A 23,834-nucleotide genomic window follows, 5' to 3' on the forward strand; every position below is an offset into this window, starting at 1 on the left:
TTTGCTGCCGAGGAGGACTACCAGCGCTACGTGAGAGACCTTCGAGAGCTTAAGGACGCATTTGGCATAAAAATATACGCCTACTGTTTGATGACTAATCATGTCCATTTACTGGTTTCTCCGGGTAACTCGGTTGCAGGGCTAGGGCAGTTAATGAAGGCGCTCGCGGCTCGGGCCACTCGGTATCGAAACAGGTTAGAAGGGCGGACAGGTACATTATGGGAGGGACGGTATAAATCAAGCGTGATGCAAACGGAGACTTACTTGCTAGCTTGCTGCCGGTACATTGAATTAAATCCGGTTCGTGCATGCATGGTAGCTGACGCGGCGGATTATCCATGGTCAAGTTACAGTGCCCGCACAGGGCTGGTGCCTGATAGTGACTGGCTTGATGTTGATGCTTGTTTTTCCATATTGGGGGATACAACGCTGAAGCGCCGCGAAAATTATAAGGTATTTGTGAAGCAGTCCGTTTCGAGTGATGAGACGAAAATTATTCGTGAGGCGTTGCAACGGGGGCAGCTTACCGGAACTGCTCGTTTCATTGAAGAAGTTGAGAGGATTGCAGGCGTTCGTATTGAGCGCCGAGGGCAAGGGCGGCCGAGGTTGGATGGTGGTAAATAAATCTGTCCCCTTTTTGGTCGTCACCCCCTTTTTGGTCGCTTTTTGCTCGTCCTGAACGTAACCTATAGGTATCCAATCAAGTGTGTTCAGAAAACCCGAGAGCCTTACACAGGTAAGGTTCTCGGGTTTTTTTTGCCCGTCAGAAATGTTTTCCCTGGCTCCCTCAGCCCGTTCATCCAAGCGATAGGTTCTTTTTTACTGATTTTGCCGGTAACTCCTGACTTCCGGTCTTTGATTGTTGGTTTTTATTTCTTTGCGCAATATTTTTTCGGTTTTTTTGAGATTTTTGGATTTTTCTTTGGATTTTTTCATTCCGCAAACTCAACAACGCAATTTGTATCAAACTATGTTCGTTTAGTATTGGATCCAATCAGTCGGCATTGCCGGTGGTGTGTCTGACACAAACAAACTGCTGAAAAAGGAGAAACGCCATGATGCTCAAGGACCCTTCCCGCAAATATCGCCACTTCACCACGGTCAACCTGCCGGATCGCACATGGCCCAGCACTGTCCAGGCTGCTGCTCCCACCTGGTGCAGTGTGGATATGCGTGATGGCAACCAGGCTTTGATCGAGCCGATGAATGCCGAGCGCAAGCGGCGTTTCTTCGATTTGCTGGTGAAGGTCGGTTTCAAGCAGATCGAGGTGGGCTTTCCTGCCGCTTCGCAGACCGACTTTGACTATGTCCGTGAGCTGATTGAAAGCGGTTCGATTCCTGATGATGTGACGATTCAGGTCATGACCCAGGCGCGCAGCCACCTCATCGCACGCACGTTTGAGGCGTTGAAGGGCGCGCCTCGCGCCATCGTGCATGTTTACAATGCGACGGCGCCGGTGTTTCGGGACGTTGTCTTCAATGTGGACAAGGCGGGCTGCATCGAGATTGCTACCCAGGCAACACGAGAGATCAAGCAGCACATGGACGCGAACCCCGATACGCAGTGGACGTTCCAGTACTCCCCGGAAACCTTTTGCTTCACCGAGCTGGATTTTGCATTGCAGGTGTGTGAAGCGGTGACGGATACGTTCGGGCCGACCCCGAGCAACAAGATGATCCTGAATCTGCCCACCACCGTGGAGGTGTCTACCGCCAATGTCTTCGCCGACCAGATCGAATGGTTCTGCCGGCACTTCAGTCGCCGTGACAGTGTGGTCATCAGCGTGCATCCGCACAATGATCGGGGCACTGGAGTTTCCACCGCGGAGCAGGCGTGCCTGGCCGGTGCCGAGCGTGTCGAGGGCACGTTGTTCGGTAACGGTGAGCGTACCGGCAACGTCGATATCCTCACGTTGGCGATGAACCTCTACACCAGCGGCATCGATCCGCAGTTGGATTTCTCCGACATCCTGCACGTCCAGCGTGAGGTGGAGTTCTGCAATCAGTTGCCGACCCATCCTCGTCACCCTTACGCCGGTGAGTTGGTGTTTACCGCGTTCTCCGGCTCGCATCAGGACGCGATCAAGAAAGGCTTTGCGGCGCGCCAGGCCAATCCGCAGGGCATGTGGGAAGTGCCGTATCTGCCTATCGATCCTGCCGATATGGGCCGTAGCTATGAAGCGGTGATTCGCGTGAACAGCCAGTCGGGCAAGGGGGGCGTGGCCTATCTGTTGGAGCAGCACGGCATTGTGATGCCGCGTCGCTTGCAGATGGAGTTCAGCAGCCTGGTACAACAGGAAGCCGATGGCTCCGGCCAGGAAATCAGTGGCGAGATGATCCTTGCCTGCTTCACCCGGCATTACCTGGAGCAGGGCAAGCCTTACGCGTTACGAGCCCCCAAACTGGTGAGCGAGGGCGATGTGACTTACCTGGAGGCCACCCTTGAACAAGGTACACAGCGCATCGACTTGAGTGGCGAGGGCAACGGCCCGCTTGCGGCGCTGGTCGATGCGTTTGCCCAGCGTGGCATTCATTTTGATATCGCCGATTACCACGAACATGCCACCCGTGACGGTGCCCAGGCTGAGGCGTTGGCCTATGTGGAAATTCGCGTGGGCAACCAGTTGCTGTTCGGCGCCGCTCGCGATGGCAGTAGCCTGCTCGCTTCCCTCGAAGCGGTCACCAGTGCGGTCAATCGTGCATCGCGCCTGGGCCTGCTCAGCGTGGTGAATGCTGCGGTGCCGTCCTGAGATGAACGCGCATACCGCATTGGCGGCACTTGCCGGTAATTATGGCCACGGTGACATCGTAGCCTCGCATCGACATGACGAAGGCCAACTGGTCTACGCCATCAACGGCGTGATGCTTGTGTCGGTGGAGGAGACCACCTGGGTGGTACCTTCCGGGCATGCCCTGTGGGTGCCTTCAGGTTTGGAACATCAGATCCGCATGACCGGCGAAGTGCGCATGCGCACTTTGTTGATCTCACCGGGAGCGCACCGTCGTTTGACGGAGGAGTGCGAGGTCATCAGGGTTTCACCCTTGCTGCGCGAGCTGATTGTGGCCGCCGGCGATGAGCCTGACAGCCACCCGGCGTCGTTGCGTCATGTACAGATTGTCGAGCTGATTTTCTCGGAACTTGACCGTGCGCAAAGGGTGCTGGCTCACGTGCCGATACCGGACGAGCCGAGGCTCAAGTCTCTGTGTGCGGACTTTATCGACAACCCTTCTCAGGAGTCGAAACTGGAGAGTTGGGCGGTGCAACTCAATATGAGTTCACGCACCTTGGCTCGGCTGTTCCAGAAAGAGTTGGGCATGAGTTACGGCGAGTGGCGCAAGCGCACGCGGCTGCTGCTCAGCATGCAGCGGCTGGCCAGTGGTGCCTCCATCCTTGAAGTGGCATTGGAGCATGGTTATCAGAGTCCGAGTGCATTTACCGCGATGTTCAAACGCACCATGGGCTACACCCCGAGTAACTGTCGCTTGGTCTGAATCTGACTGGCGATAGCACCACCTCCTTTTGAACATGGCCCCGCTTCCAGGCAGGGCCATGTTTACCTGTGCCTGGTGTATGGAGCCTGCGGCGCAGAGGGCGCGCCGGCACATTGTCCCAATCGAAACGATGGTTGTCTGGAACTCGGGAGATGCGCAACCGGTTGCTCTCTTACCCTGCGTCTCTACTTGGCATTCTGGATTTCTTCGATGGGTTCGCCTTCTCTTTTCCCACGGCATTACCGTCTTTCGCTGCTTGGCATGGCGGTGGCGTTGTTGGCGGGTTGTTCGTCCTGGGTCGCCCATACACCGGCACAGCCACATCCGGAACGCATCAATGCCCTGAGCCACCTGCCCCAAGGTGTCTCGGACCAAGTGTTACCTGAGCGCTGGTGGCAGTTGTATAACGATCCGCAACTCGATGCGCTGGTGCAACAGGCGTTACTGCACAACCGCGACCTGGCGGCGGCCCAGGCCCATGTGCAAGCGATGCTGGCCGGGATCCAGCAGGCCGATGCCGAGCGCTGGCCGTCCACCCAGGCGTCGCTGGGGGCCGCTTATGGCAAGACGACCGATGACCAGACGCTGGCCAAGGCCACCGATAGCCATGCGCCGTCAGAATGGGCATTCAACCCAGGCTTCGAGCTGGCTTATCAAGTGGATGTGTGGGGCCAGGTTCAGCGCACCATTGAACGTGCCCACGTGCAAACCGCAGCGGCGCAGGATGCCGAGGACTTGCTGCGCATCACGGTCGTGGCGCAAACCACTCGCGCCTATGTGAATGCCTGCGCCCTGGGGGCGCGTGCCAAGGTACAGCGCCATTCGTTGGACGTGGTCGGGCATAGCCTGGCGTTGACCGATCGCCAGCGCCAGGCCGGTGTGGTGACAGACCTTGAATACAGCCGCATGCAAGCCCTGCAAGGCGAAACCCAGGCGTTGCTGCCGATGTTGGAGGCGCGTCGACAAGCCGCGCTCTACGAATTGGCCATGCTGACCGGCGTCGCTGAACTGGACCAAGGCTCTGGCGCCGCAACGTGTGAAGTGGTGCCCCAACTCAATGCCGAGTTGCCGGTGGGTGATGGCTGGCAACTATTGGCGCGCCGCCCCGACATACGTCAGGCCGAGCGCGCGTTGCAGGCGGCCACGCTGCAAGTGGATATCGTCCAGGCCGACCTGTACCCCAAGGTGACCTTCGGCGCTTCAGTGTCCTCCTCGGCCAACAAACCCCATGAGCTGGGGGACAGCAGTGCGGTGATGTTCGGCATCGGCCCACTGATTACCTGGCAGTTCCCTAATTGGCAGGCCAACCGCGCGCGGGTCAAGCAGGCACGGGCACTCGAGCAGGTGGAGGTCGCGCAGTTCGAGGCCAGCGTCCTCAAGGCCCTCAAGGAGGTGCGCCAGGCCCTGGCGTTGTACGACGGCGAACGGCAGCGCCACGCGGCCTTGAGCCGGGCGCTGGACAGCAGCCGCCAAGCCTACAAGTTGGCCCAATTCAACTACGACGCCGGTTCTATCGACTTTCTCGACGTGCTGGACAGTGAGCGTGAACTGATCCGCTTGCAGGCCACGCGCGCCGACGCCGATGGCCAGTTACTGCAACGCCAGATCGGCCTATTCCGTGCCCTTGGTGGCGGTTGGCAGTCCGGCGCCGTCGATACCCCGGCCGCTGCGCCCACCCACGCGTCTATCCCTTCTTCCGGTACCCAGCCATGAATATCGCCGTTGATGAAAAAACTGCTGTCCAGGACGAGCAGGAGAATGTGCTCGAGCAACTTATGCATGCGCGTAAGCAACGGCGCAAAAGAAACCTGATCCTGCTGGGCGGCGCCGGGTTGTTGATCGCGGCGGTGGTGTTCGGCGTGTACTGGATGACCGTCGGCCGCTATCTGGAGCAGACCGATGATGCTTATGTGCGGGCCGACTGGATCCCCATCAGCCCGAAAGTCTCAGGCTACGTGGCCGAGGTGATGGTAGAGGATGATCAGCCGGTCAAGGCAGGGGATGTGCTGGTACGCATCGAGGACCGTGACTACCAGGCCCGCTTGGCACAAGCCCGCGCAGAACTGGCCGAGACCCAGGCCTCGGTGGCAGCGCAAGAGGCCAACTTGACAGTCACTGACAGCCTGATCGCCCAGCAAAAGGCCGGGGTTGCCCAGGCTGAGGCCCATGCGCGCAGTGTGGCCGCTGAGTTACGCCGCGCAAGCCTCGACCAGCGTCGCTACGAAGGCTTGGTGCGCGAACATGCTGCCAGCGCGCAGCGTCTGGAAACGGCCGCCGCCAGTTACACCCAGGCCAATGCTGCGGTGGAAATTGCCAAGGCGATGCAACGCCAGCAGGAAACCCGCTTGACCGTGGCCATCACCCGCCGTCAACTGGCCCAGGCTTCGCTCCAGCAGCAGATAGCCCGGCGCAGCCAGGCCGAGGCGCAGTTGAACCTGGCGACGCATGCGTTGGAGGACACCTTGATCCGCTCACCCATCGACGGCGTGGTGGGGCAGCGCAAAGTCCGTACCCGCCAATACGTCGCGCCAGGGTTGCCACTGCTGGCGGTGGTGCCTTTGCAGCAGGCTTACGTCGTGGCCAACTACAAAGAAACTCAATTGCGCGATATGCGTGCCGGCCAACCGGTGGATATCAGCGTCGACAGTTATTCGGGGCGCAAGCTCAAAGGCCATGTGGTGAGCTTCTCGCCAGGCTCCGGGGCGGTGTTCGCACTGTTGCCGTCGGACAACGCTACCGGCAACTTCACCAAGATCGTGCAACGCTTTCCAGTCAAGATCGTCATTGATGAGCATGACGAAGGCGGGCCCATCCTGCCGGGCATGTCGGTGATCACCACGGTGGACACCCGCCCAGCTGAGCAGGGCGCTGCACATGACTGAAGCGGCTGAAAAGAGCGTCTCCTTTCGCGCCTGGGTGGCGGTGATCGGGGGGCTGTTCGGCTGTTTCATGGCCGGCATGAACGTGCACGTGACCAGCGCCGCGCTGCCGGAGATCGAAGGCTCCCTGGGCGCGACGTTCGAGGAAGGCTCGTGGATTTCCACCGCCTACCTGGTCGCGGAAATCGTGATGATCCCGCTGACCGCCTGGTTGGTGCAGGTGTTCTCTCTGCGACGTGTGATGCTCGTGGGCTCGTTTGTATTTTTGGTGGCGTCCATTGCCTGCTCCTGGGCGCCCAACCTGGAAGTGATGATCATCATTCGGGTAATCCAGGGCGCTGCCGGCGCAGTGCTGATTCCCTTGTCATTCCAGCTGATCATCACTGAACTGCCGCCCAGCAAGATCGCGATGGGCATGGCGCTGTTCGCGTTGTCCAACAGCGTCGCCCAGGCCGCCGGGCCGTCCATTGGCGGCTGGCTGACCGATGCCTATTCCTGGCGCTGGATCTTCTACCTGCAACTGGCCCCCGGCATTCTCTTGCTGTTGGCGGTGGCATGGTCGATCGATGCCAAGCCCATGCAGTTGAGCCTGCTCAAGCGCGGCGACTGGGGCGGGATCATCGCCATGATCGTCGGCCTGGGTGGCTTGCAGATCGTGCTGGAAGAAGGTGGCCGCAAGGACTGGTTCGGCTCCGATTTCATTGTATGGATGTCACTGATTGCCGGCGTTGCCTTGGTGTACTTCGTGCTGTCGCAGTTGTATGGCAGTCGCTCCTTCATCAACCTGCGCCTGCTCAAGAGCTACAACTTCGGCGTGGCCAGCGCAGCGATGTTCATCTTTGGCGCGGCCACCTTCGGCCTGGTGTTCCTGGTGCCCAATTACCTGTCTCAGTTGCAGGGCTACAACGCCCGGGAGATTGGCATCAGCCTGATCGCCTACGGCATGGTGCAACTGGTACTGGCGCCGTTCATGCCGCGCCTGATGAAGTGGCTCAACCCGAAACTGATGGTTGCCAGTGGCTTTTTCATCATGGCCCTGGGGTGCTATCTCGGCGCGCACCTGGACGTGGACAGCGCCGCCAACGTGATTATTCCGTCCACCGTGGTACGGGGCATCGGGCAGCCGCTGATCATGGTGGCGCTTTCCGTGCTGGCGGTGTCTGGCCTGGCCAAAGATGAAGCCGGCTCGGCCTCGGCCTTGTTTTCCATGCTGCGTAACTTGGGTGGTGCCGTGGGCACGGCGGGCCTGACACAGATCGTGGCCATGCGCGAGCGCTTTCACTCTGAGCGGGTAGGGGAGTCGATCACCCTGTTTTCCCCGGCCTTTCAGGAGCGCCTGCGCGCCAGCATGGCCGACAGCGAGGCTTTTATCTTCAACCAGCTATTACCCGCTCAACAGCAGGTCCTTGAGGGCTTGATCCACACCGTGCGTCGTGAGGCGTACCTGATGGCCTACAGCGATGCGTTCTATGTGTCCTGTATTGCTTTGATCTTGTGCGGGGTCGCGGCCCTGGCATTGCGCCAATCAGCAAAGAACTGAACTCATTACTGCCCGCAGGTAATACGCGGGCGCTTATCAGCGGTAAGAGGGAACTTGAATGGTAAAAAGGCGAATGGCCGCGTTCATAGACTAGTTAATTGCTAACTTAGCAATTCCATACAGTTTGTTTGCACTCCCTTGAGGGGTGTTAGCCAACTATTGCCTGGCGAAGTTGATTTTATTAACTTCGGTCGGGCTTCTGTTGTTGTGGGTTTTACAACTGGAAATAAATTGTATTAATTTTCCAAAAAACACTTGCTGATCATCATGAACTTCCTCTAAGTTTCGTCTTGCTTCGACGGCTGACCTTTGGGTCACGGAAGCATAACCGTACAACTTAATTGAATAAGACTCTAGCACTGGCCAAGAACGGCGAGGCAGGCCTGCTTATGCCTGAAAAAAGGTAAGCGGGTATCTCTCGAGTGGTCAGCGTTAACTAAAGCCTGATAAGGAGCGCAACATGGAAGATAAAAAGACGCTGTTGAACGCCAAGAAAGTAGAGCTGGGCAATCATCGGATCTTTGCTGAAATCAATTCGCTGCCGGTCCTGCGCGCCTTTATGGAAACCCATGTGTTTGCGGTGTGGGATTTCATGTCCCTGGCCAAGCGCCTGCAACAGGACCTCACCTGTACTCGCCTGCCTTGGCTGCCTCCCGTGGACCCGGCGGCCGCGCACCTGATCAACGAAATCATCCTGGGCGAAGAGTCCGACCAGAACTTGCAAGGCGGTCACTACAGCCACTTCGAACTCTACCTGCATGCCATGCGCGAAGTCGGCGCCAGCACCGACAAGATCGAACACTTTGTCAAACTGATGCGCGAAGGCGTCGATCTGAAAACGGCCTTGAGCCGTTGCGGTGCAGGCCTGGCAGCGTCGGCTTTCGTCACTGACACCATCGAAACCGCCATCAACGCTTCCACCCACAGTGTGGCTGCTGCGTTTTTGCATGGCCGTGAAAGTGTCATCCCGCAGATGTTCCAGCGCATTCTGGACGATTGGGATATCACCGCAGACGACGCGCCAACCTTTCGCTATTACCTGCAGCGCCACATCGAAGTCGACTCGGAAGACCACGGCCCGGCGGCAGAAAGCCTGTTGGCGCGCCTGGTCAATGGCGATGCGCAGCGTCAGGAAGAGGTCTACGTATCGGCTATCGCGGCGGTACAAAGCCGCCTGGCGTTGTGGGACAACCTGCGCGTGGCCATGGGCGAAACGGTCAGTGAGTGCGTGGCATGAACTTCGAAGTGATCGAGGCCGAACAGGCCCAATGGTTTGAGGTGACCTCTGAACGCGGTATCACGCTGACCGTCTTCAAAGACACATTGGACCCTGTTACGAAAACTGGAGTGCGTACACGTCTGGTACGTTTTCACCCTGGGGGCGGCACCCGTGAAATCTATACCCATGATTATCACGAAGAAGTGTATTTGATTGACGGCGACCAGACAGAGCAGGCCAGTGAGGGGCGCCCGGAGAAAACATACCGCGACGGTAGTTACTTCTTCAGGGCCGCACACACGGAGCACGGGCCGTTTAATTCGAAAGACGGATGCCTGTTGTTTGAAGTGCACTACTACTGAGTATCATGAATAAAGGAAGTAGTCATGAGAGCTGAAGCATATCAATCGTTTTCCGAGTCGTGGGAGGAAAGGGCGACCATTCGGACGCGCCCGAGACGACGCTTGGAAGATGACGAAAAGTTAATATTTCCGACCAGTCGTCAACCATTGGTCATGAGCGCTACCTTTATGCAGAAGTGTAGTCACTTACAGCATTTTGTTCTCGTTCAGAGCTTGTATAAGTTCATTAATGATGTGGTGATTTTCGAAACCGAAATTGTCGACAAGACCGCCAGGAGCATTGCGAAAGATAACTTCGCTATCCGCTTTCCGTTTGCGTGCCGTTACGACGCGATGACCGTGGTCGTCGATGAGGACTATCACGCGCTAGTGGCGATGGACTACATGCAACAGACCATCGAGTTGACGGGCATCGAACCCATCACCTTGCCAGCGGAAATCGAGCTCAGCCGTTCTATCCCCAAGGCATTGGCCATGGCGCCCGCGCACCTCAAGGCTGCTGTCGAGCTGATCTGCGTGGCCATTGCGGAAAACACCCTGACCAACGATGTTGCCGCGTTTGCCCGCGACGACTCGGTCAAGGCATCGGTCAAGGGGTTGATGGCCGACCACTTGGCGGATGAGGGTCGACATTCGGGCTTTTGGGCCAAGTTGACGCGCATTTACTGGAATACCGCGAGCGAAGAGGACAAACGTGTGCTGGCCTCGATCATGCCGGTGTTCTTGGGTGAGTACCTGACCAACGAGATCCAGCAGGGGTTTGATTTCGCGCTGATCGAGCAACTGCCGGTGAACCCCAGCGTCAAGGCGGCGTTGCGTGAAGAGGTCGAAGGCATGAGTTTTCCGATCACGCCGTCTCACCCGCTGGTAGGCAACATCGTCCGATTCTTCAAACACAGCGGCCTGCTCGACGCTCCCTGCATGCAGGAAGCGCTCGCCGATTATCTGCGCTAGAGGACAACTTCGATGAGACATCTTGATATCGTTTTGTGCGGGCGCAGCCATGCGCTCGCCTGCCTTACGCAAGAGTTGGAACAGATGGGGCACACCGCCCGCTTGTTGACCAGCGATAACGCCATTGAGCTTTGCCAGTTATCGGCGCCGGACGTGCTGATAGACGACGCCAGCACGGCGCGACTCCCGCACTATCCGTCGTGTCATCGCCTATCTTTGCGGGCGCAGGCTGACGATGACAGTGATGTTCTCGCGCCACTGCGGGTGGACTGCCTGTGGCGTCCTGGCGATGGCGATTGGATGCTGCTGGGGCGTCGTGAAGTCAGCGCCTCCCTCGCCGGCAACGGTGCCGACCGGGCACGTGAAGCGATAGCGCAAGTGGTAGAGATGGCCAGTGTGCACATCGGGCGTTTCTCACGCAGTGCTGACTATCTTGAGGCGCCCCGTGAGCCGGTGCAGGCGATTGATCGCTTGTCGAGCCTGACCCTGTTGGATGGCCTGGCCTGGCGTCATCGCCACAATGCGAGCGCTAATACCGGCATTCTGGAGGAGGCCAGGCGCCCCTTTGTGCAGCGCTTGGCCGATAGCCTGTTGGCCAACGCCGAGCGCAACGCCCTGAAAGTGCAAGGGCGGGGTATGTCCTATGCGCAACTGCACGCTTATAGCGTTGCGATCCAGGAACGCTTGCAACCCTTGCTTGAAACCTCGACCCCAGGGTTGACGGTGGTCGGCATCTCGTTGCCCAAAGGCACTGCGCTCTATGCAGCGATCCTGGCGGTGATTGGTTGCGGTGCGGTGTACCTGCCGTTGGACCCGAACCATCCTGTCGAACGCCGTGCGGCCATCCTCAAGCATGCCGGTGCCAGCCTGCTGATCCAGGACACCGAGGCAGACAACCCGCTACCGGGCCTGGCTACCCTGGATATTGGCCATCTGGACTTCTTCCACCACGGCGCCAAGGGCTACAGCCGTGTCGCCCTGGCCCCGGATCAGAGCCTGTTGCGCGTAGCGCTGGACGGTTCGGCACCCTGCGTGGCGATCTACACGTCCGGTACCACCGGCCAACCCAAAGGCGTGTTGCTCACAGTCGACAACTTGAGCCACTTCTGTGCGTGGTATGCCCGTTATGTGGAACTGGACCGCCATAGCCGTGCCCTGCAGTTCTCGACCATCAATTTCGATGCATCGCTGCTGGATATCTTCCCGACGCTGATCCAGGGTGGCGAGTTGATCGTGCCCACCGAAGACCAGCGCCGCGACCCGGTGGCGCTTGCTGAATTGATCCAACGGGAGCAGGTCACCCACGCCTTTTTGCCGCCGGCTTTGCTCAGCATCATCCAGCTTGAATCGCTGTACGGCATGCAGCATTTGGTGACGGGCGGCGATGTGTGCGAACCCCACGTGATCGAAAAACTGATGGGCCACTGTGCACTGCACAACATCTATGGCCCCACCGAGACCACGGTGCTCGCCACCTGCCGTACCTTCCAACGGGGGGACAACAATCGCAACCTGGGCGTACCGATTGCCAATACCGCGATTTACCTGCTGGATGAGCACGGCCAACCGGTAGGCGAAAATGACAGCGGTGAAATCCACATCGCCGGGCCAGGGGTAGGCGCCGGTTACCTGGGCGCCTTGCAAATGACGGCCGAACGCTATCGGCTGCACGAGTTGCCCGATGGCCAGTGGGTGCGCCTCTACCGTACCGGTGACCTGGCGCGTTGGACCGAGGAGGGCATCCAGATCATCGGGCGCCTGGATAACCAGGTGAAGATCCGCGGTTTTCGGGTGGAGCCGGAAGAGATCGAACACCTGCTGCAATCGAGCCAGTTGTTCCGGCAACTGGCGGTGGTCATCGATCACCAGCGCCGCATCCTGACGTTTTTCTCCCAGCCTCAAGAGGGCGAGGGCCAGGCGGCCAGTGAGCAGTTGCAGGCCTATGCGCTCAAACATTTGCCCGACTACATGCGCCCCAGCGCCTATTGCCTGCTGGACCGGTTGCCGGCCACGGCCAATGGCAAGGTCGACCGCAAGGCCCTGAGAGACCTGCCGGTCAACTACAAGACGCAAGGGCCGCGCCTGGCTCCCCAGAACGCCACCCAGGCGCAGTTGCTGGAGCTGTGGTCCAGGCTGCTCGACTTGCCTGGGCCGGACATTTCCGTAGATGACAGTTTCTTCAATCTGGGTGGCCATTCGATCCTGTTGTCGCAGATGCTCATGGGGATTCGCGAGGCGTTCGGCAAAGGAGTCTCGATCAACCGTTTTATTGAGCAACCCACCTTGGTCAACCTCGCCAACCTGATTGACCAGGACGTCGAGGCCACTGCTACGGTCAGTCCGCAGGCGCTGCAAGACGCCATGATCCGGCCTGAGCTGGAGGTACTGCCCATCAGTCGATTGGGCAACGTACATAAAGTCATCGTGACCGGCTCCAACGGGTTCCTGGGTGTGCATATCGTCGAGGCCCTGCTGGAACTGGGCAGCACCGAAGTGGCGTGCCTGGTGCGCGAGTCCGGCGGCATGAGCGCGCAAGAGCGCTTCGAGGATGCGCTGATCCAGAACCGCCTCGAACATCTGGACCTGAGCCGGGTCAAGGTCCTGGCGGCGGATATCAGCAAGCCGCGCCTGGGGTTGTCCGAGCAGGACTATGAATGGCTGGATCGTGAATACGGCGTGTTGATCTACAACGCGGCCAACGTCAACCACGTGCTCGACTACGAGTCGCTGGTCAAGGACAACGTCACGCCGGTGCTGGAATGTCTGCAATTGTGTGAAGGGCGCAGCAAGAAAATTTTCAACTTCATTTCCACCCTGTCGGCCTCCAGCACGGTGGACGAGCAGGGCCGGGTATTGGAAGAACCGCCTGCCTTCACGCCGCCCATCTACATCCGCAATGGTTACAACCTCTCCAAATGGGTGGCTGAGCGCATCTTGTGGAACGCCAGTGAGTCGGGGGTGTGGGTCAATCTCTATCGCCCTGGAAACATCGCGTTCAATACGCGAACCGGTGTGTGCCAGCCTCATCAGAACCGTTTGATGCTGATGCTCAAAGGCTCCTTGCAGCTTAAGCAAGTGCCCGAACTGGCGCTCAACTTCGACCTGATGCCGGTGGACTTCCTCGCACGCTTCATTGCGTTTCACGCCAGCCGTCATAACCGCACCAAAGCGGTGTTCAACTTGCACAACCCGCTGCCTTTGACATGGGCTCACTATCTGGAGGCGTTCCGCGCGGCCGGTCACGATTTCCAGATGGTCCCGGTGACACAATGGCAGCAACGCCTGTCGGCCATCGACAGTGATAACGCGTTGTTCGGCGTGGTCGGTTTTTACCTCAATGGGTTTGAAGAAGACATTGGCGATATCTCGATGATCGAGTACCGCAATGCACTCTCAGGCATCCAGAGCATGGGCGAAGACTACCCAGCCAAGAACAGTGAGTTGCTGCAAAAAGGCTGTGACTACCTCAAGCAAATCGATTTCATCTGAGCAAAAAAAAGGAGCTTACCCATGCAACATTTTGAACCCGATACCCTGGTCCGTAATCCAGTCGGCAACCCTGTCGTCGCCAGCGTCAGCGTGAATGGCGATGCTCGCAGTGTGTGGAATGTCGTCGGAGATTTCGCCGGTTTCACGAAGTTTATTCCGGCCTTGTCCCATATCGAGATGACGGGCGAGGGCGTGCGCTCGGTACGCAAGAAGCTGTTCAAGGACGGCAATGTCGTGATTGAGCAACTCAACAGCCATGACGATCAAGCCATGACCATGACCTGGTCGCTGATCTACACCTCGCTGAACATCGGTAACCTGTGGGCGCTGATGGAGGTGGTGCCACAAGGCCCGAACCAGAGCCTGGCGACCTGGACCATCATTGGCCAGCCCTACACGGGCGGTAAGGAAGACGTACCGGCGTTCGAAGCTTTCCTGCAAGGCTTTGCCGATGACGCGATGAAGAACGTACAGGCGCTCTTCAACTGACATAGGAAGAGCAGGCAGTGGCTGATTCCGTGGCGAGGGAGCTTGCTCCCGTTGGGGCGCGAAGCGACCCTGAGAATAGGACTGCTGCGCAGTCCATCGGGAGCAAGCTCCCTCGCCACAGAAGCGTTCTGCTGTTTTAAGCGTTAGTTGATGGCTTGATCAATCCCCGCCTGCAAGGCCTGGCTTTCACTGTGCCCACCCGCTCGCAGCGGGCCCAGGTTGAAGGCTTGGTCATTGCGTGTGGCGTCGTCGTGTTTCTGGGTCAGTTCGTCCTTGGCACCCAGGGCCAGGTTGACCGGTGACTTCGAAACGTTCAGCCCGACATCGGCGCGGTAGTCGCTGCCGGCCAGTGTGGTTGCCGTCACCTTGGAGCCACCCAGCTCAACCTTGCCATTGGGCGCACTGATCCGCGCGCCCGTAAGCTGGGTATCACCCTTGACCTGCAGGTTGACGCCGTGGCTCGCGCGAATGCCTGACGCCTGGGTGACGCTGTCCTTGGCCACATGGCTGACATCCAGATACAGAGTCGGGGTGTAGCTGGTGTTGCCGCTCTTGTCGCCGAACAACACGCTTTCGGCGGTATTGGCCACCTTGCTGCCGGTGGTGTCTTTGCCACTGACGGTGTAGCTGTCGCTGGTTTTTGGCCAGACCTTATCCTTGAAGCCAGACAAGCGCGTGCCCAGGGCATCGGTCTTGTCTGCCAGGTATGCCTTGGCCTTGTCCACGCGGGTACCGAAGGCGCCACGGGGTTCCGGGTTCACATCGTAGCTGCCACTGCGAGTGAGTTTTTCGCCCAAGCGTTCCTTGGCATTGACCACGCTGTTGACCACGCTGTCCTTGGCCGAAGCCAGGTGCCCGGTGCCTTTGTCGACGACGTTCTCCAGCTTGTCGCGATGCTTGTCGAACGCGCCTTCAGCCTTGGCTTGTACCTTGTCCTTCAATGGGCCGCTGGCTTTGGCCAGCTTATCCACCACCCCCGGCTGGTTTTTCTCGACATCCAGCCTGGCGTCGACATTCACCTGGGTGCTGTTGACCTGGTCCTTGCGGCTTTCGACGACGAGGTCGCCGCCCACCGTGCCATGTACCTTGTTGGCGTCGATACGCGCTCCGGCCAGATGGGTATCGCCGGCACTGTTGAGGGTGACGTCACCCGCTGTGATCAGGCTGTTGTGCTGGGTGGTACCTTGCAAGTGATCCACATCGACCTTGGCCCGCGCATTGATGCCGCGCTGGGTCTTGGGTGTCTCATGTTCACCGGCGTCGGCCAAGGTGGTTTTGCCGACGCTGCCCCCTGCGCCCAGGGTGACGCCCCAGTTGCCACGGGCCTGGTTCGATTGCGCAGACTCTTGCAGGATGCCTCCGTTTTGCGCATCCAGGCTAACGCTGGCTGCGCTGACCTGAGTGCCCTGCAAGTGGATGGCATCGGTTGCATCAGCGCCGCTGGCGAGGCTGACCTTGCCGCTGCTGTGCAATTGCCCGACGACGGCGCTCTGGTCGTTTTCCGCCACTTTGCCAATATTGAAATTGGCGCTGAGGCTGCCGGTCTTGCTGCTGCTTTCGGCGCTGCTGGTCTTGCCGGCACCGAGGGTCAGGCCGCCGCCCAGGTTACTGCCGTTGCTGACGTGGCTATCGGTGGCGGCTTGCAGGTTTAGCTTGCCGCCGGCATTGAGGCTGATATCGCCAGCCTTCGCGCCCGTACTGCCGATCTGCGTGCCTTGCAGGGTCATGTCAGCGCCGCTGCTGAGCTTGACGGGGCCGCTGCCCTGGATGGTTGCGACCTGGGCCTGGCTGTCCTGGGTGTCCAGGCGCTTGTTATCCAACTGCACGCCGGCACCGAGGTTGACGTTGCTGCCATTGGCGCCGGGCGCGGTGCCCACCGTCAGTGAGCCGTTGCCGCGCAGCGTGCTGCTGTTTTTACTCTGGGTGTTGGTGGCCTGGTTGAGCGCCAGCTCACCGCCGATCTTGAGGTTGACCCCGGCCTGGCCGCCGTCGAACTGGCTGCCTTCATAACGGGCATCGCCCTTGGCGTCGATGCTCACGCCTTGGCTGGCCACATAGCTGCCGACCACCGCCGTGCTGCTGGACTCGCGCACATCGCTGCTGCCGCCCAGGCCACTGCCGCGCACATTCAGGTCTTCACCGGTGGTGGTATAGACTCGCACGCCAGCCTTGGCGTCCACGCCTTGCTCGCTGCTGCTGTGGGTGTTGGCCGCTGCGGTAGCAACGTGCTCGCCCGCCTTGATGTTCAGCCCGCCCTCGGTGGCGCGGTACTGGGTGCCCTCGTCCTGCAAGGTGCTGGCCGCATTGACCTGCACCGTGGCGCCACTGAACTGGCTGACCACGGCGGTGCTGTCCTGCGTTGTGCCGGTTTTGTTCGTGTGCCCGACTTCCACATCCAGGCCGACATTGGGTTGCTCGAATGCATCCAGCAAACCGGGCTGATGGAACTTGGCCTGGGCCACGCCCTCGACGGCTTTTTCGATCGGGCGGGTAATGCCTTTGTATTCCACATTGGCGCCAACATCGGCGGTCCAGCCGTTTTCCTTGTGGGTGCTGGTCTCGGTGGAATGGGCCGCCTGGTTGTCGATCTGGCCAGCGTTGACCTGCAGCCCGGCGCCGGCCTTGGCCTGTGCACCCTCGCTGGTGAAGGTGTTGCCAGCGTTGATGGTCAGCTTGCCGGCCGCGGCCACGGTGCTGGTTTGCGCAGTGGTTTTTTCAGCGGTGTCTTGGCTGCTTTGGTGGCTGAACTGAGCGCCACTGCCTGCCCGATCAATGCCGCCGGTGTAGTAGAAACTGCCGCCGGTGGCGGTTTTGTCGACGGCTTCGGTGCGCTTGTCGTGGGCGGCCAACAGCTCGACGTTTTTGCCGCTCAGGCTCGCATCGCCTTCGGTGGCCTGGAGGTTGGACCCGGTGATGCTGACATCGCCTGCGGCGTTAACCGCCACACTGGCGCCTTTAAGGCTGGAAGCCTGTTGTTGCGTGGTGTCGGTCTGGCGGGTTTGCTGCTGGTCTTCATAACTCAGGCCCGCACGGTACTGGCGGCTGACACCCTCGGTTTCCTTGGCGTAGCCATCGAAGCCACGGCTATGGGTGCGAGTGGTTTCGTGGGTGGTGTTCTCGGCGGCAACGACCTTGATATCGCCCTTGGCATCCGCTTGCAGTTCACCCGCGGCGGACACCTGGGAGCCACTGATGGTGATGTCCTTGGCACTTTCCAGCTTGAGGTTGCTGTCCGAGCGCAGGTTGCTGGCAACCACGGTGCTGTCCTTGAGGTTCTTGCGGCTTTCGTCCTTGGAGATACCGAAGAACTTGCTGTCATTGCTGTAGCGGTTGTCGTGGGAGGTGTCCTGGACGCCGTCGATCACCAGCGAGCCTTTGTCGCTGATGACGCTGGCCTGTTTGCCGCCTCGGGCCTGGCTGCCGCTGATGCGCACGTCGTCGGCCTTGACGATCAGCTTGCCGTCGGCGTTGACCTTGCTACCAGTGTTCGACGTCTTGCCCTGGTTACCGTCGCCTTGCTTGCCGAAGAAGCTGCCACCGGTGAGGTCGCCGGAGTAGGCATTGTCGCTGCTGCTCTGGGTACGGCTGGCGCTGGCGATTTCCACGTGCCGGGCGGCCAGTTGGATATCGCCGGGGGTTTTCAGCTCGGCGCCTTGCAATTGCAGCTTCTGTTGGCTGGTCAGCTCCAGTGTCTTTCCGGCCTTGAGGCTGCTGGTGATGCTGCGTTGTTCGCTGCTGGATTTATCCCAGTTGGCTTTCCACAGGTGCTTGCGATGGTTGCCCTGGTCGCGGGTTTCATGGGTTTCGGTGGCGGCGTTAACGTGCAGGTTGGCACCGCTGTCGACGCGCAGAGTGTTGCCCGCTTCCACATGGCTGGCTTTGATCTCGGTGTTGGCACCGGAAGACAGCGCCGCATCCTGTTGCGCCACAACCTTGTTGCCGTGCTGGTGCGAGTCTTTGTCGGTGGTGGTGCGGTCGTAGGTTTCGTAGGTGAACAGGAAGTTGCTGTTGTTCCACTGTTCACGCTTTTCCTGGAGCTTGCGGCTTTCCAGGCTGCTGAGGGTCAGGTTGCGGCTGGCGTCGAGTTTGACGTTGCGCCCGCTGACGTCGGTGGCGGCCAGGTTCAGGTCCTTGGCGCTGTGCAAGTCGATATCGCCCTGGCGGCTGTGCACGCCAGCGCGAGTGGCGTCGAGGCTGTCGGCGCGCACCTGGCCGCTGATATCAAGGTCGCCGGCCGAACTGATCTTCACCCCGTCAGTGCCTTGCACCTGCACGCCGCCCACGCGTACACCGGCGCCTTCGGCGGTGCTGATGATGTTGATGCGCCCGGCCTGCATGGCGCCGAACAGGCGCGCGTCGATGCGTTGGTCCTGGGTCTTGCTGGCCGGGTCCACCTGGCGTACCTGCCCGCTGGCGAAATCGACCTGGTTGCTGCCGACGGTGAGGTTCAATTGATCGCGGGCACTGAGGCGACCTTCGCTGTCGATGCGCGGCGCGATCAGGTTGATGGACCCTTCGCGGTTGTGCAGGCCCTGGCCTTGCACTGTCAGTTGGCCGTTGGCATCGCGGGTGCTCAAGGCTTGCAGCTTGCCGTCGTTGAGTTCAGGGCGGCCCACCACCAGGTTGGCATTGGGCGTGTTGATGAAACTGCCGCCATTCACCGAAATACCGTTAGGGTTGGCCAGCACGTAATCGGCCGCCTGGCCGAAAATCTCCTGGGCGCCGTTGAGGGTCGAGGCGTTGCGGCTGATCACTTCGTTGAGGATCACGCTCGCCGCCTGGCCCTGGAACTGCGGGTTGGCCGCCAGTTGCCCGGCAAGTTGGGACTGGCCAGCTTGCAAGGCGTTGTTCAACACCAGGCCCTGGCGGTCGACGTTGTAATCCAGGAACTGGTTATGGGACAGGCCACCGGCGTTCGGCGCGACGATGTTGACGATGGGGACGCCGCCCTGGTTTTGCAGCTGCGGCGTACCGCCAGGGCCTTCGACGACGGTCAAGCCTGCGGCGAGCGCGAGCTGCGGCAGCAGGAAGAGACTAGCGATGGCCCAGCGCAGTTTGCCCTGGGGTGAAAGGTGGAAGCTATGTGAAGTAGTCGGCATAAATAATCTCGCTCTGTGTTGGCTGATCCACGACGCGCGTTGTTCGTTGCAACGCTGCTGGGGTGGTCAGGTACGGCGGTGACTCAGGCTAAAAACAGGTATTGGCTCATCGGTGCACACTCATATCTGCAAGCTAAGGCGCGTCAGCCAGACCTCCGGCTCCTGGCGAAAACCTGTGGGGGTGTTGAGGTTGCGTTGGTAGTCGATGTCGAGCTGTACGTTCTTCCAGCTCAGGTTGAGCCCCGCGCTGGCGCCGCTCAGGCGTTGGCTCTGGGCGCCGTGTTCGTGCTTGACCCAGCCGTTGTCCAGGCCCAGGCGCGGGGTGAGCTTCACCGGCAAGTCAGTGTTGAGCGGCAGGCGCAAGGTGTTGCGCCAGACTGCGCCAATGGCACCGGAACTACTGTTTTCGCGGTAGCCGCGCACGGCCGAGTCGTCGGTGATCAGCAACTGTTCGATGGCGGGCAACGCATCCGGGCTGTACTGCACCGACAACTGGCTCTGCCACTGCCATGGCTGCGCTGCCCATTGGCCGTTGCGCCATTGGGTGAGGTTGGCGCGGTACTTTTGAAACTGCGCCTTGGGCCGGTTTTTCTGCACCTGGTCGGCATCGCGATCGGCGCCGAACCAGGTCAGGCCCTGGGCGTAATTGACGTCCAGGTTCCACACCGCGCTGTTGAGCCAGAACAGGTTCAGGCCCGCTTCGGCTACGGTCAGCGTGGGGCTTTGGATGTCCAGGTGTACCTTCTGTAGGTAGCTGTCGACGTCTTTGTAGGCCAGTTGCAGGTTGGCGCTGAGTTGGTGGCCCTGGTCGCGCCACAACACACGGTCGCTACGCAGGCTGACCTGATCGGTGCGGCCACTGTTGTAAAACGTGGTGCGGCTGAGTTTGAACGGCGAGCGGTATTCGGCATGGCTGGCGAACAGGCTGTAGGTCCAGTAACCGTAGGGGATCGAGTAGAACAGGCTGTGGCTGCGGCTGTAGCGCGGCCCATGGTTGAGCGTGTCGCTGAAGCTCAGGTTGAGCGAGTCGTTGATTTGCAGCGGGCTGTCCAGGCTCAAGTTGATCACATTGCGATCACGCCCGGTGCCGGCGCTGCCGAGGTTATCCACCCCCAGGCCCAGGGCCCAGCGCGAGGCACTGCTGCGCGAGCGCAGGATGATGCGCGACGCGCCCGCGGTGCTGCCTGGGGCGACGTCGGCGGTGAGGTCCACCGAGCGCAGGCGGTTGAGCTGGTCCAGGCCCTGTTCCAGATCTCGCAGGTTCAGTGGCTTGCCGAGCATCCCGGGGAATGCCCCACCCAATGACACCGGCAGGCTCTGGTCGGCCAGTTCGATGGCCTCCAGGTAGCCTTCTTCGACGTGAATATCCAGCGGTTGCCCGGCGGCGGGCGCGCTGATCAGGTAGGGGCGGCTGGCGATATAACCGGCCTCGACATACAGCCGCGTAATCTCGGCCAGCAGGCGGTTGATCTGGGTGACGCCCATGCAAGGCGCCACGTAGGGCTCGATGTGTTTGTCCAACTCGGCACGGCTGAACAGCGTGACCCCGGCCAGGCGCGTACCGCTCAAGGGCCAGCAGCGTTCGTCCTTGGCGATGTCTGTTGGCAAGGCCGGTGTGGCCGCTGGCGTACCGAAACTGCCACGTTGCATCTGGCGTTGGCGCTGCTCCAATTGTAATTGCTGCAGGTCGCGTTGCTGTTGCTGTTGCAAGCGCAGGGCTTCCTGGCCTGGCTGCGGCGCCTCGGCGCCAGCCACGGGCAGCGCCCACAGGCAGAGCAGGGCAATGCCCAGGTTCCGGGTACAACTCAAGTGTCCGGTTGAGAGCTGATTTGGCACTCGACATCCTTAACGTAGAAATACACACGATCCACACCGCACGAGCTAAACCTTGAACTCAGCGCAGACTTGCCCCACTTGAGTGAGTGCTGAACGGTTTGTTACATCGCCGTAGGATTTATTGCACATTCTGTAAGAAAAATCGTGTGATGTAGTGCTCAAATGCACAAATTCAGTGCGCGAATGGGCGTCTCAGCCCAAAAATCCTGATTTTTCAGGAGGCGGGAGGGGGCGGCGCGGTTTTGATTGTTGTCTGGGCTTCACCTAATCGGCGTGCCGCGGCGAGGAACTGAGTACCTTGCCCGGTTGCCAGATTAGGCTTTTGAATCCATTGGATATTCTGTAGCCTTGCGCAGCTTTAAGCTGTACCCGTGCTTGATGAACAAAAACACTTCGTCCGGCGGCGCCCGAAGGGCTCCTGAGCCGGTGGTACACTCGACTTTCGCGCTACTGCGCCTGCAGGTCTTGCGAACATGACGCACATTTCCGAACGCCTACTGGTTCAAGCTCACCTCGACGCCAAGCAGCCCAAGGTTCTCAGCGCTGCCGAAGAGGCGAGCCTGCGAACCGCCATTGCCGCCGAGCTCAAGGCTCAGGACGCGGTGCTGGTTGCCCACTTTTATTGCGACCCGGTGATTCAGGCCCTGGCCGAAGAAACCGGTGGTTGTGTTTCCGATTCCCTGGAGATGGCGCGCTTCGGCGCCGCTCACCCGGCCAAAACCGTACTGGTGGCTGGCGTGCGCTTCATGGGCGAGACCGCCAAGATCCTTACGCCTGAAAAACGTATCCTGATGCCTACCCTGGAAGCCACGTGCTCCCTGGACCTGGGTTGCCCGGTGGATGAATTTTCCGCGTTCTGCGATCAGCACCCCGAGCGCACCGTGGTGGTCTATGCCAACACCTCGGCGGCGGTCAAAGCTCGGGCGGATTGGGTGGTGACTTCCAGCTGCGCGCTGGAAATTGTCGAAAGCCTGATGGACAACGGCGAGACCATTATCTGGGGCCCGGACAAACACCTGGGCACCTACATCCAGCGCCAGACCGGTGCCGATATGCTGCTGTGGGACGGTGCCTGCATCGTCCACGAAGAATTCAAGTCCAAGCAGCTCGAAGATATGAAGGCGCTGTACCCGGATGCGGCAATCCTGGTGCACCCGGAGTCACCGACTTCGGTGATCGAATTGGCTGACGCGGTGGGTTCCACAAGCCAACTGATCGCTGCGGCGCAACGCTTGCCGAACAAGACCTTTATCGTCGCGACCGACCGCGGCATCTTCTACAAGATGCAGCAGTTGTGCCCGGACAAAGTCTTTGTCGAAGCGCCTACCGCCGGTAACGGTGCAGCCTGTCGCAGTTGCGCGCACTGCCCGTGGATGGCAATGAACACACTGGAGCGTACGTTGCAGTGTTTGCGTGAGGGCAGTAATGAGATCTTCGTGGAACCGGCGGTGATTCCGCAGGCGGTACGACCGCTCAAGCGCATGCTCGACTTTACCCAGGCTGCACGGTTGAAACTGGCCGGCAACGCCTGAACACAAATCAAAATGTGGGAGCAGGCAAGCCAGCTCCCACAGTTGATCTGTGATGCGCTTGAGTTACTTCTTTTGCTTCGGGATCCGCACCAACTGCGTATCCGAATAGATGTCATGCCAGCTGCGTTTGTGTTTATCGAACAACGACCAGATAAATCCCAACCCCACGCACAGCCATGACGCAATCGACACCACAAAACGCAGCAGTGCCTGCCACAGGCTGATCCGCGACCCGTCGGCGTTTTGCACGCGCACGCCCCACACCTGCATGCCCAGGGTTTGCCCCGAATGAGTCCAGAACTTGGCGAAGAACCCGAAGAGCACGAACAGCAGGATCGTGGACAGCAACGGGTCACCGTCCAGCGCGCCGGATTCGGTGAGCGTGCGCATCTTCGCTTCGCCCACGAAGGCGATCCACACCAGCTTGTAGATAAAAGCGGTGACGATCAGCAGTGCGGTACATAAAAGAAAGTCGTAGAACATCGCTGCCAGGCGGCGGCCCAGGCCAACGGCGGGGAATTCGCCCTGGGGGCTCAACAGGGGTTTGGACATGGCAGGGCTCTCTGGAGAAAGCACGCAGTTTACGCAATGGCGCCCATAAAAAAGCCCCTGATGTCATATCAGGGGCTTTTTGTCGCAGGTAAGGGTCAGGCTTCTGCGTGGACTTCGTCAGCCTGCATGCCTTTCTGGCCCTGCACAGCGACGAAAGTCACTTTCTGGCCTTCCTTCAGGCTCTTGAAGCCATTGCCCTGAATAGCGCGGAAATGCACGAACAGATCCGGGCCGCTTTCAGGAGTGATAAAACCAAAGCCTTTTTCGTCGTTGAACCACTTGACGGTACCGCTCTGACGCTCAGCCATTTTCTTCTTTCCTTTGACGCTAAAAATTAATGACAGCCCCTTTCAAACGAAAGAGTACTGGGCTGGGTTGCAGGAAAGTAAGA

The 23,834-nt window shown here is 59.7% G+C and carries 16 protein-coding genes; 12 read left to right on the plus strand and 4 right to left on the minus strand.

All coding sequences use genetic code 11. The features are described from left to right. From BT204_RS23360 to BT204_RS23410, 11 genes are all read left to right on the plus strand, one after another. The coding region (locus BT204_RS23360) for a transposase (RefSeq protein WP_072448452.1) at nucleotides 1-624 on the plus strand (624 nt) is incomplete at its 5' end. A gap of 431 nt (nucleotides 625-1,055) precedes the next feature. Next, nucleotides 1,056-2,750 carry a 2-isopropylmalate synthase gene (gene leuA, locus BT204_RS23365; protein ID WP_034128567.1) on the plus strand — a complete coding sequence of 565 codons (1,695 nt, stop codon included), beginning with the start codon at nucleotides 1,056-1,058 and terminating at the stop codon, nucleotides 2,748-2,750. Nucleotide 2,751: 1 nt separating this feature from the next. Continuing rightward, entirely contained in the window at nucleotides 2,752-3,492 is a 741-nt protein-coding gene (locus tag BT204_RS23370) for an AraC family transcriptional regulator (RefSeq protein WP_054899116.1), read from the plus strand. Nucleotides 3,493-3,702: 210 nt separating this feature from the next. Then, the gene (locus tag BT204_RS23375) at nucleotides 3,703-5,205 is read left to right on the plus strand and encodes a TolC family protein (RefSeq protein WP_072448453.1); all 1,503 of its coding nucleotides are present in this window, start codon (nucleotides 3,703-3,705) and stop codon (nucleotides 5,203-5,205) included. Beyond that, the gene (locus tag BT204_RS23380) at nucleotides 5,202-6,374 is read left to right on the plus strand and encodes an HlyD family secretion protein (protein WP_072448454.1); all 1,173 of its coding nucleotides are present in this window, start codon (nucleotides 5,202-5,204) and stop codon (nucleotides 6,372-6,374) included. Before BT204_RS23375 ends, BT204_RS23380 begins: the two co-directional genes overlap by 4 nt. Next, on the plus strand, nucleotides 6,367-7,911 hold the full coding sequence (locus BT204_RS23385) for an MDR family MFS transporter (RefSeq protein WP_054918466.1): 1,545 nt from the start codon (nucleotides 6,367-6,369) through the stop codon (nucleotides 7,909-7,911). The genes BT204_RS23380 and BT204_RS23385 overlap by 8 nt, the downstream gene beginning before the upstream one ends. Nucleotides 7,912-8,371: 460 nt before the next feature. Next, entirely contained in the window at nucleotides 8,372-9,148 is a 777-nt protein-coding gene (locus BT204_RS23390; RefSeq protein WP_054898387.1) for a DUF3050 domain-containing protein, read from the plus strand. Continuing rightward, on the plus strand, nucleotides 9,145-9,492 hold the full coding sequence (locus BT204_RS23395; protein WP_072448455.1) for a DUF4437 domain-containing protein: 348 nt from the start codon (nucleotides 9,145-9,147) through the stop codon (nucleotides 9,490-9,492). Before BT204_RS23390 ends, BT204_RS23395 begins: the two co-directional genes overlap by 4 nt. Nucleotides 9,493-9,516: 24 nt before the next feature. Beyond that, entirely contained in the window at nucleotides 9,517-10,446 is a 930-nt protein-coding gene (locus BT204_RS23400; RefSeq protein WP_072448457.1) for a diiron oxygenase, read from the plus strand. A 12-nt stretch (nucleotides 10,447-10,458) separates the two neighbouring features. Beyond that, nucleotides 10,459-13,935 (plus strand): amino acid adenylation domain-containing protein, encoded by a 3,477-nt coding sequence (locus BT204_RS23405; RefSeq protein ID WP_072448458.1) that lies wholly within the window; start codon nucleotides 10,459-10,461, stop codon nucleotides 13,933-13,935. A gap of 21 nt (nucleotides 13,936-13,956) precedes the next feature. Beyond that, on the plus strand, nucleotides 13,957-14,424 hold the full coding sequence (locus BT204_RS23410) for an SRPBCC family protein (RefSeq protein WP_054918472.1): 468 nt from the start codon (nucleotides 13,957-13,959) through the stop codon (nucleotides 14,422-14,424). 143 nt (nucleotides 14,425-14,567) lie between these two features. Here BT204_RS23410 and BT204_RS23415 read toward each other — a convergent pair whose 3' ends face one another. After that, on the minus strand, nucleotides 14,568-19,523 hold the full coding sequence (locus tag BT204_RS23415) for a hemagglutinin repeat-containing protein (RefSeq protein WP_072448459.1): 4,956 nt from the start codon (nucleotides 19,521-19,523) through the stop codon (nucleotides 14,568-14,570). 120 nt (nucleotides 19,524-19,643) lie between these two features. After that, complete coding sequence (locus BT204_RS23420; protein ID WP_233453303.1) at nucleotides 19,644-21,314, minus strand: ShlB/FhaC/HecB family hemolysin secretion/activation protein; 1,671 nt, start codon at nucleotides 21,312-21,314, stop codon at nucleotides 19,644-19,646. A 518-nt stretch (nucleotides 21,315-21,832) separates the two neighbouring features. On the opposite strand from BT204_RS23420, the gene nadA reads away from it, so the two are divergent. Then, the gene (nadA, locus tag BT204_RS23425; protein WP_003193840.1) at nucleotides 21,833-22,891 is read left to right on the plus strand and encodes a quinolinate synthase NadA; all 1,059 of its coding nucleotides are present in this window, start codon (nucleotides 21,833-21,835) and stop codon (nucleotides 22,889-22,891) included. 63 nt (nucleotides 22,892-22,954) lie between these two features. Here nadA and BT204_RS23430 read toward each other — a convergent pair whose 3' ends face one another. Further along, on the minus strand, nucleotides 22,955-23,443 hold the full coding sequence (locus tag BT204_RS23430; protein ID WP_034128556.1) for an RDD family protein: 489 nt from the start codon (nucleotides 23,441-23,443) through the stop codon (nucleotides 22,955-22,957). A 95-nt stretch (nucleotides 23,444-23,538) separates the two neighbouring features. Then, nucleotides 23,539-23,751 (minus strand): cold-shock protein, encoded by a 213-nt coding sequence (locus tag BT204_RS23435; protein WP_034128555.1) that lies wholly within the window; start codon nucleotides 23,749-23,751, stop codon nucleotides 23,539-23,541. Nucleotides 23,752-23,834 lie beyond the last annotated feature (83 nt).

Origin of the sequence: Pseudomonas sp. NFPP02 (assembly GCF_900119355.1) — a bacterium.
GTDB lineage: Bacteria > Pseudomonadota > Gammaproteobacteria > Pseudomonadales > Pseudomonadaceae > Aquipseudomonas > Aquipseudomonas paracarnis.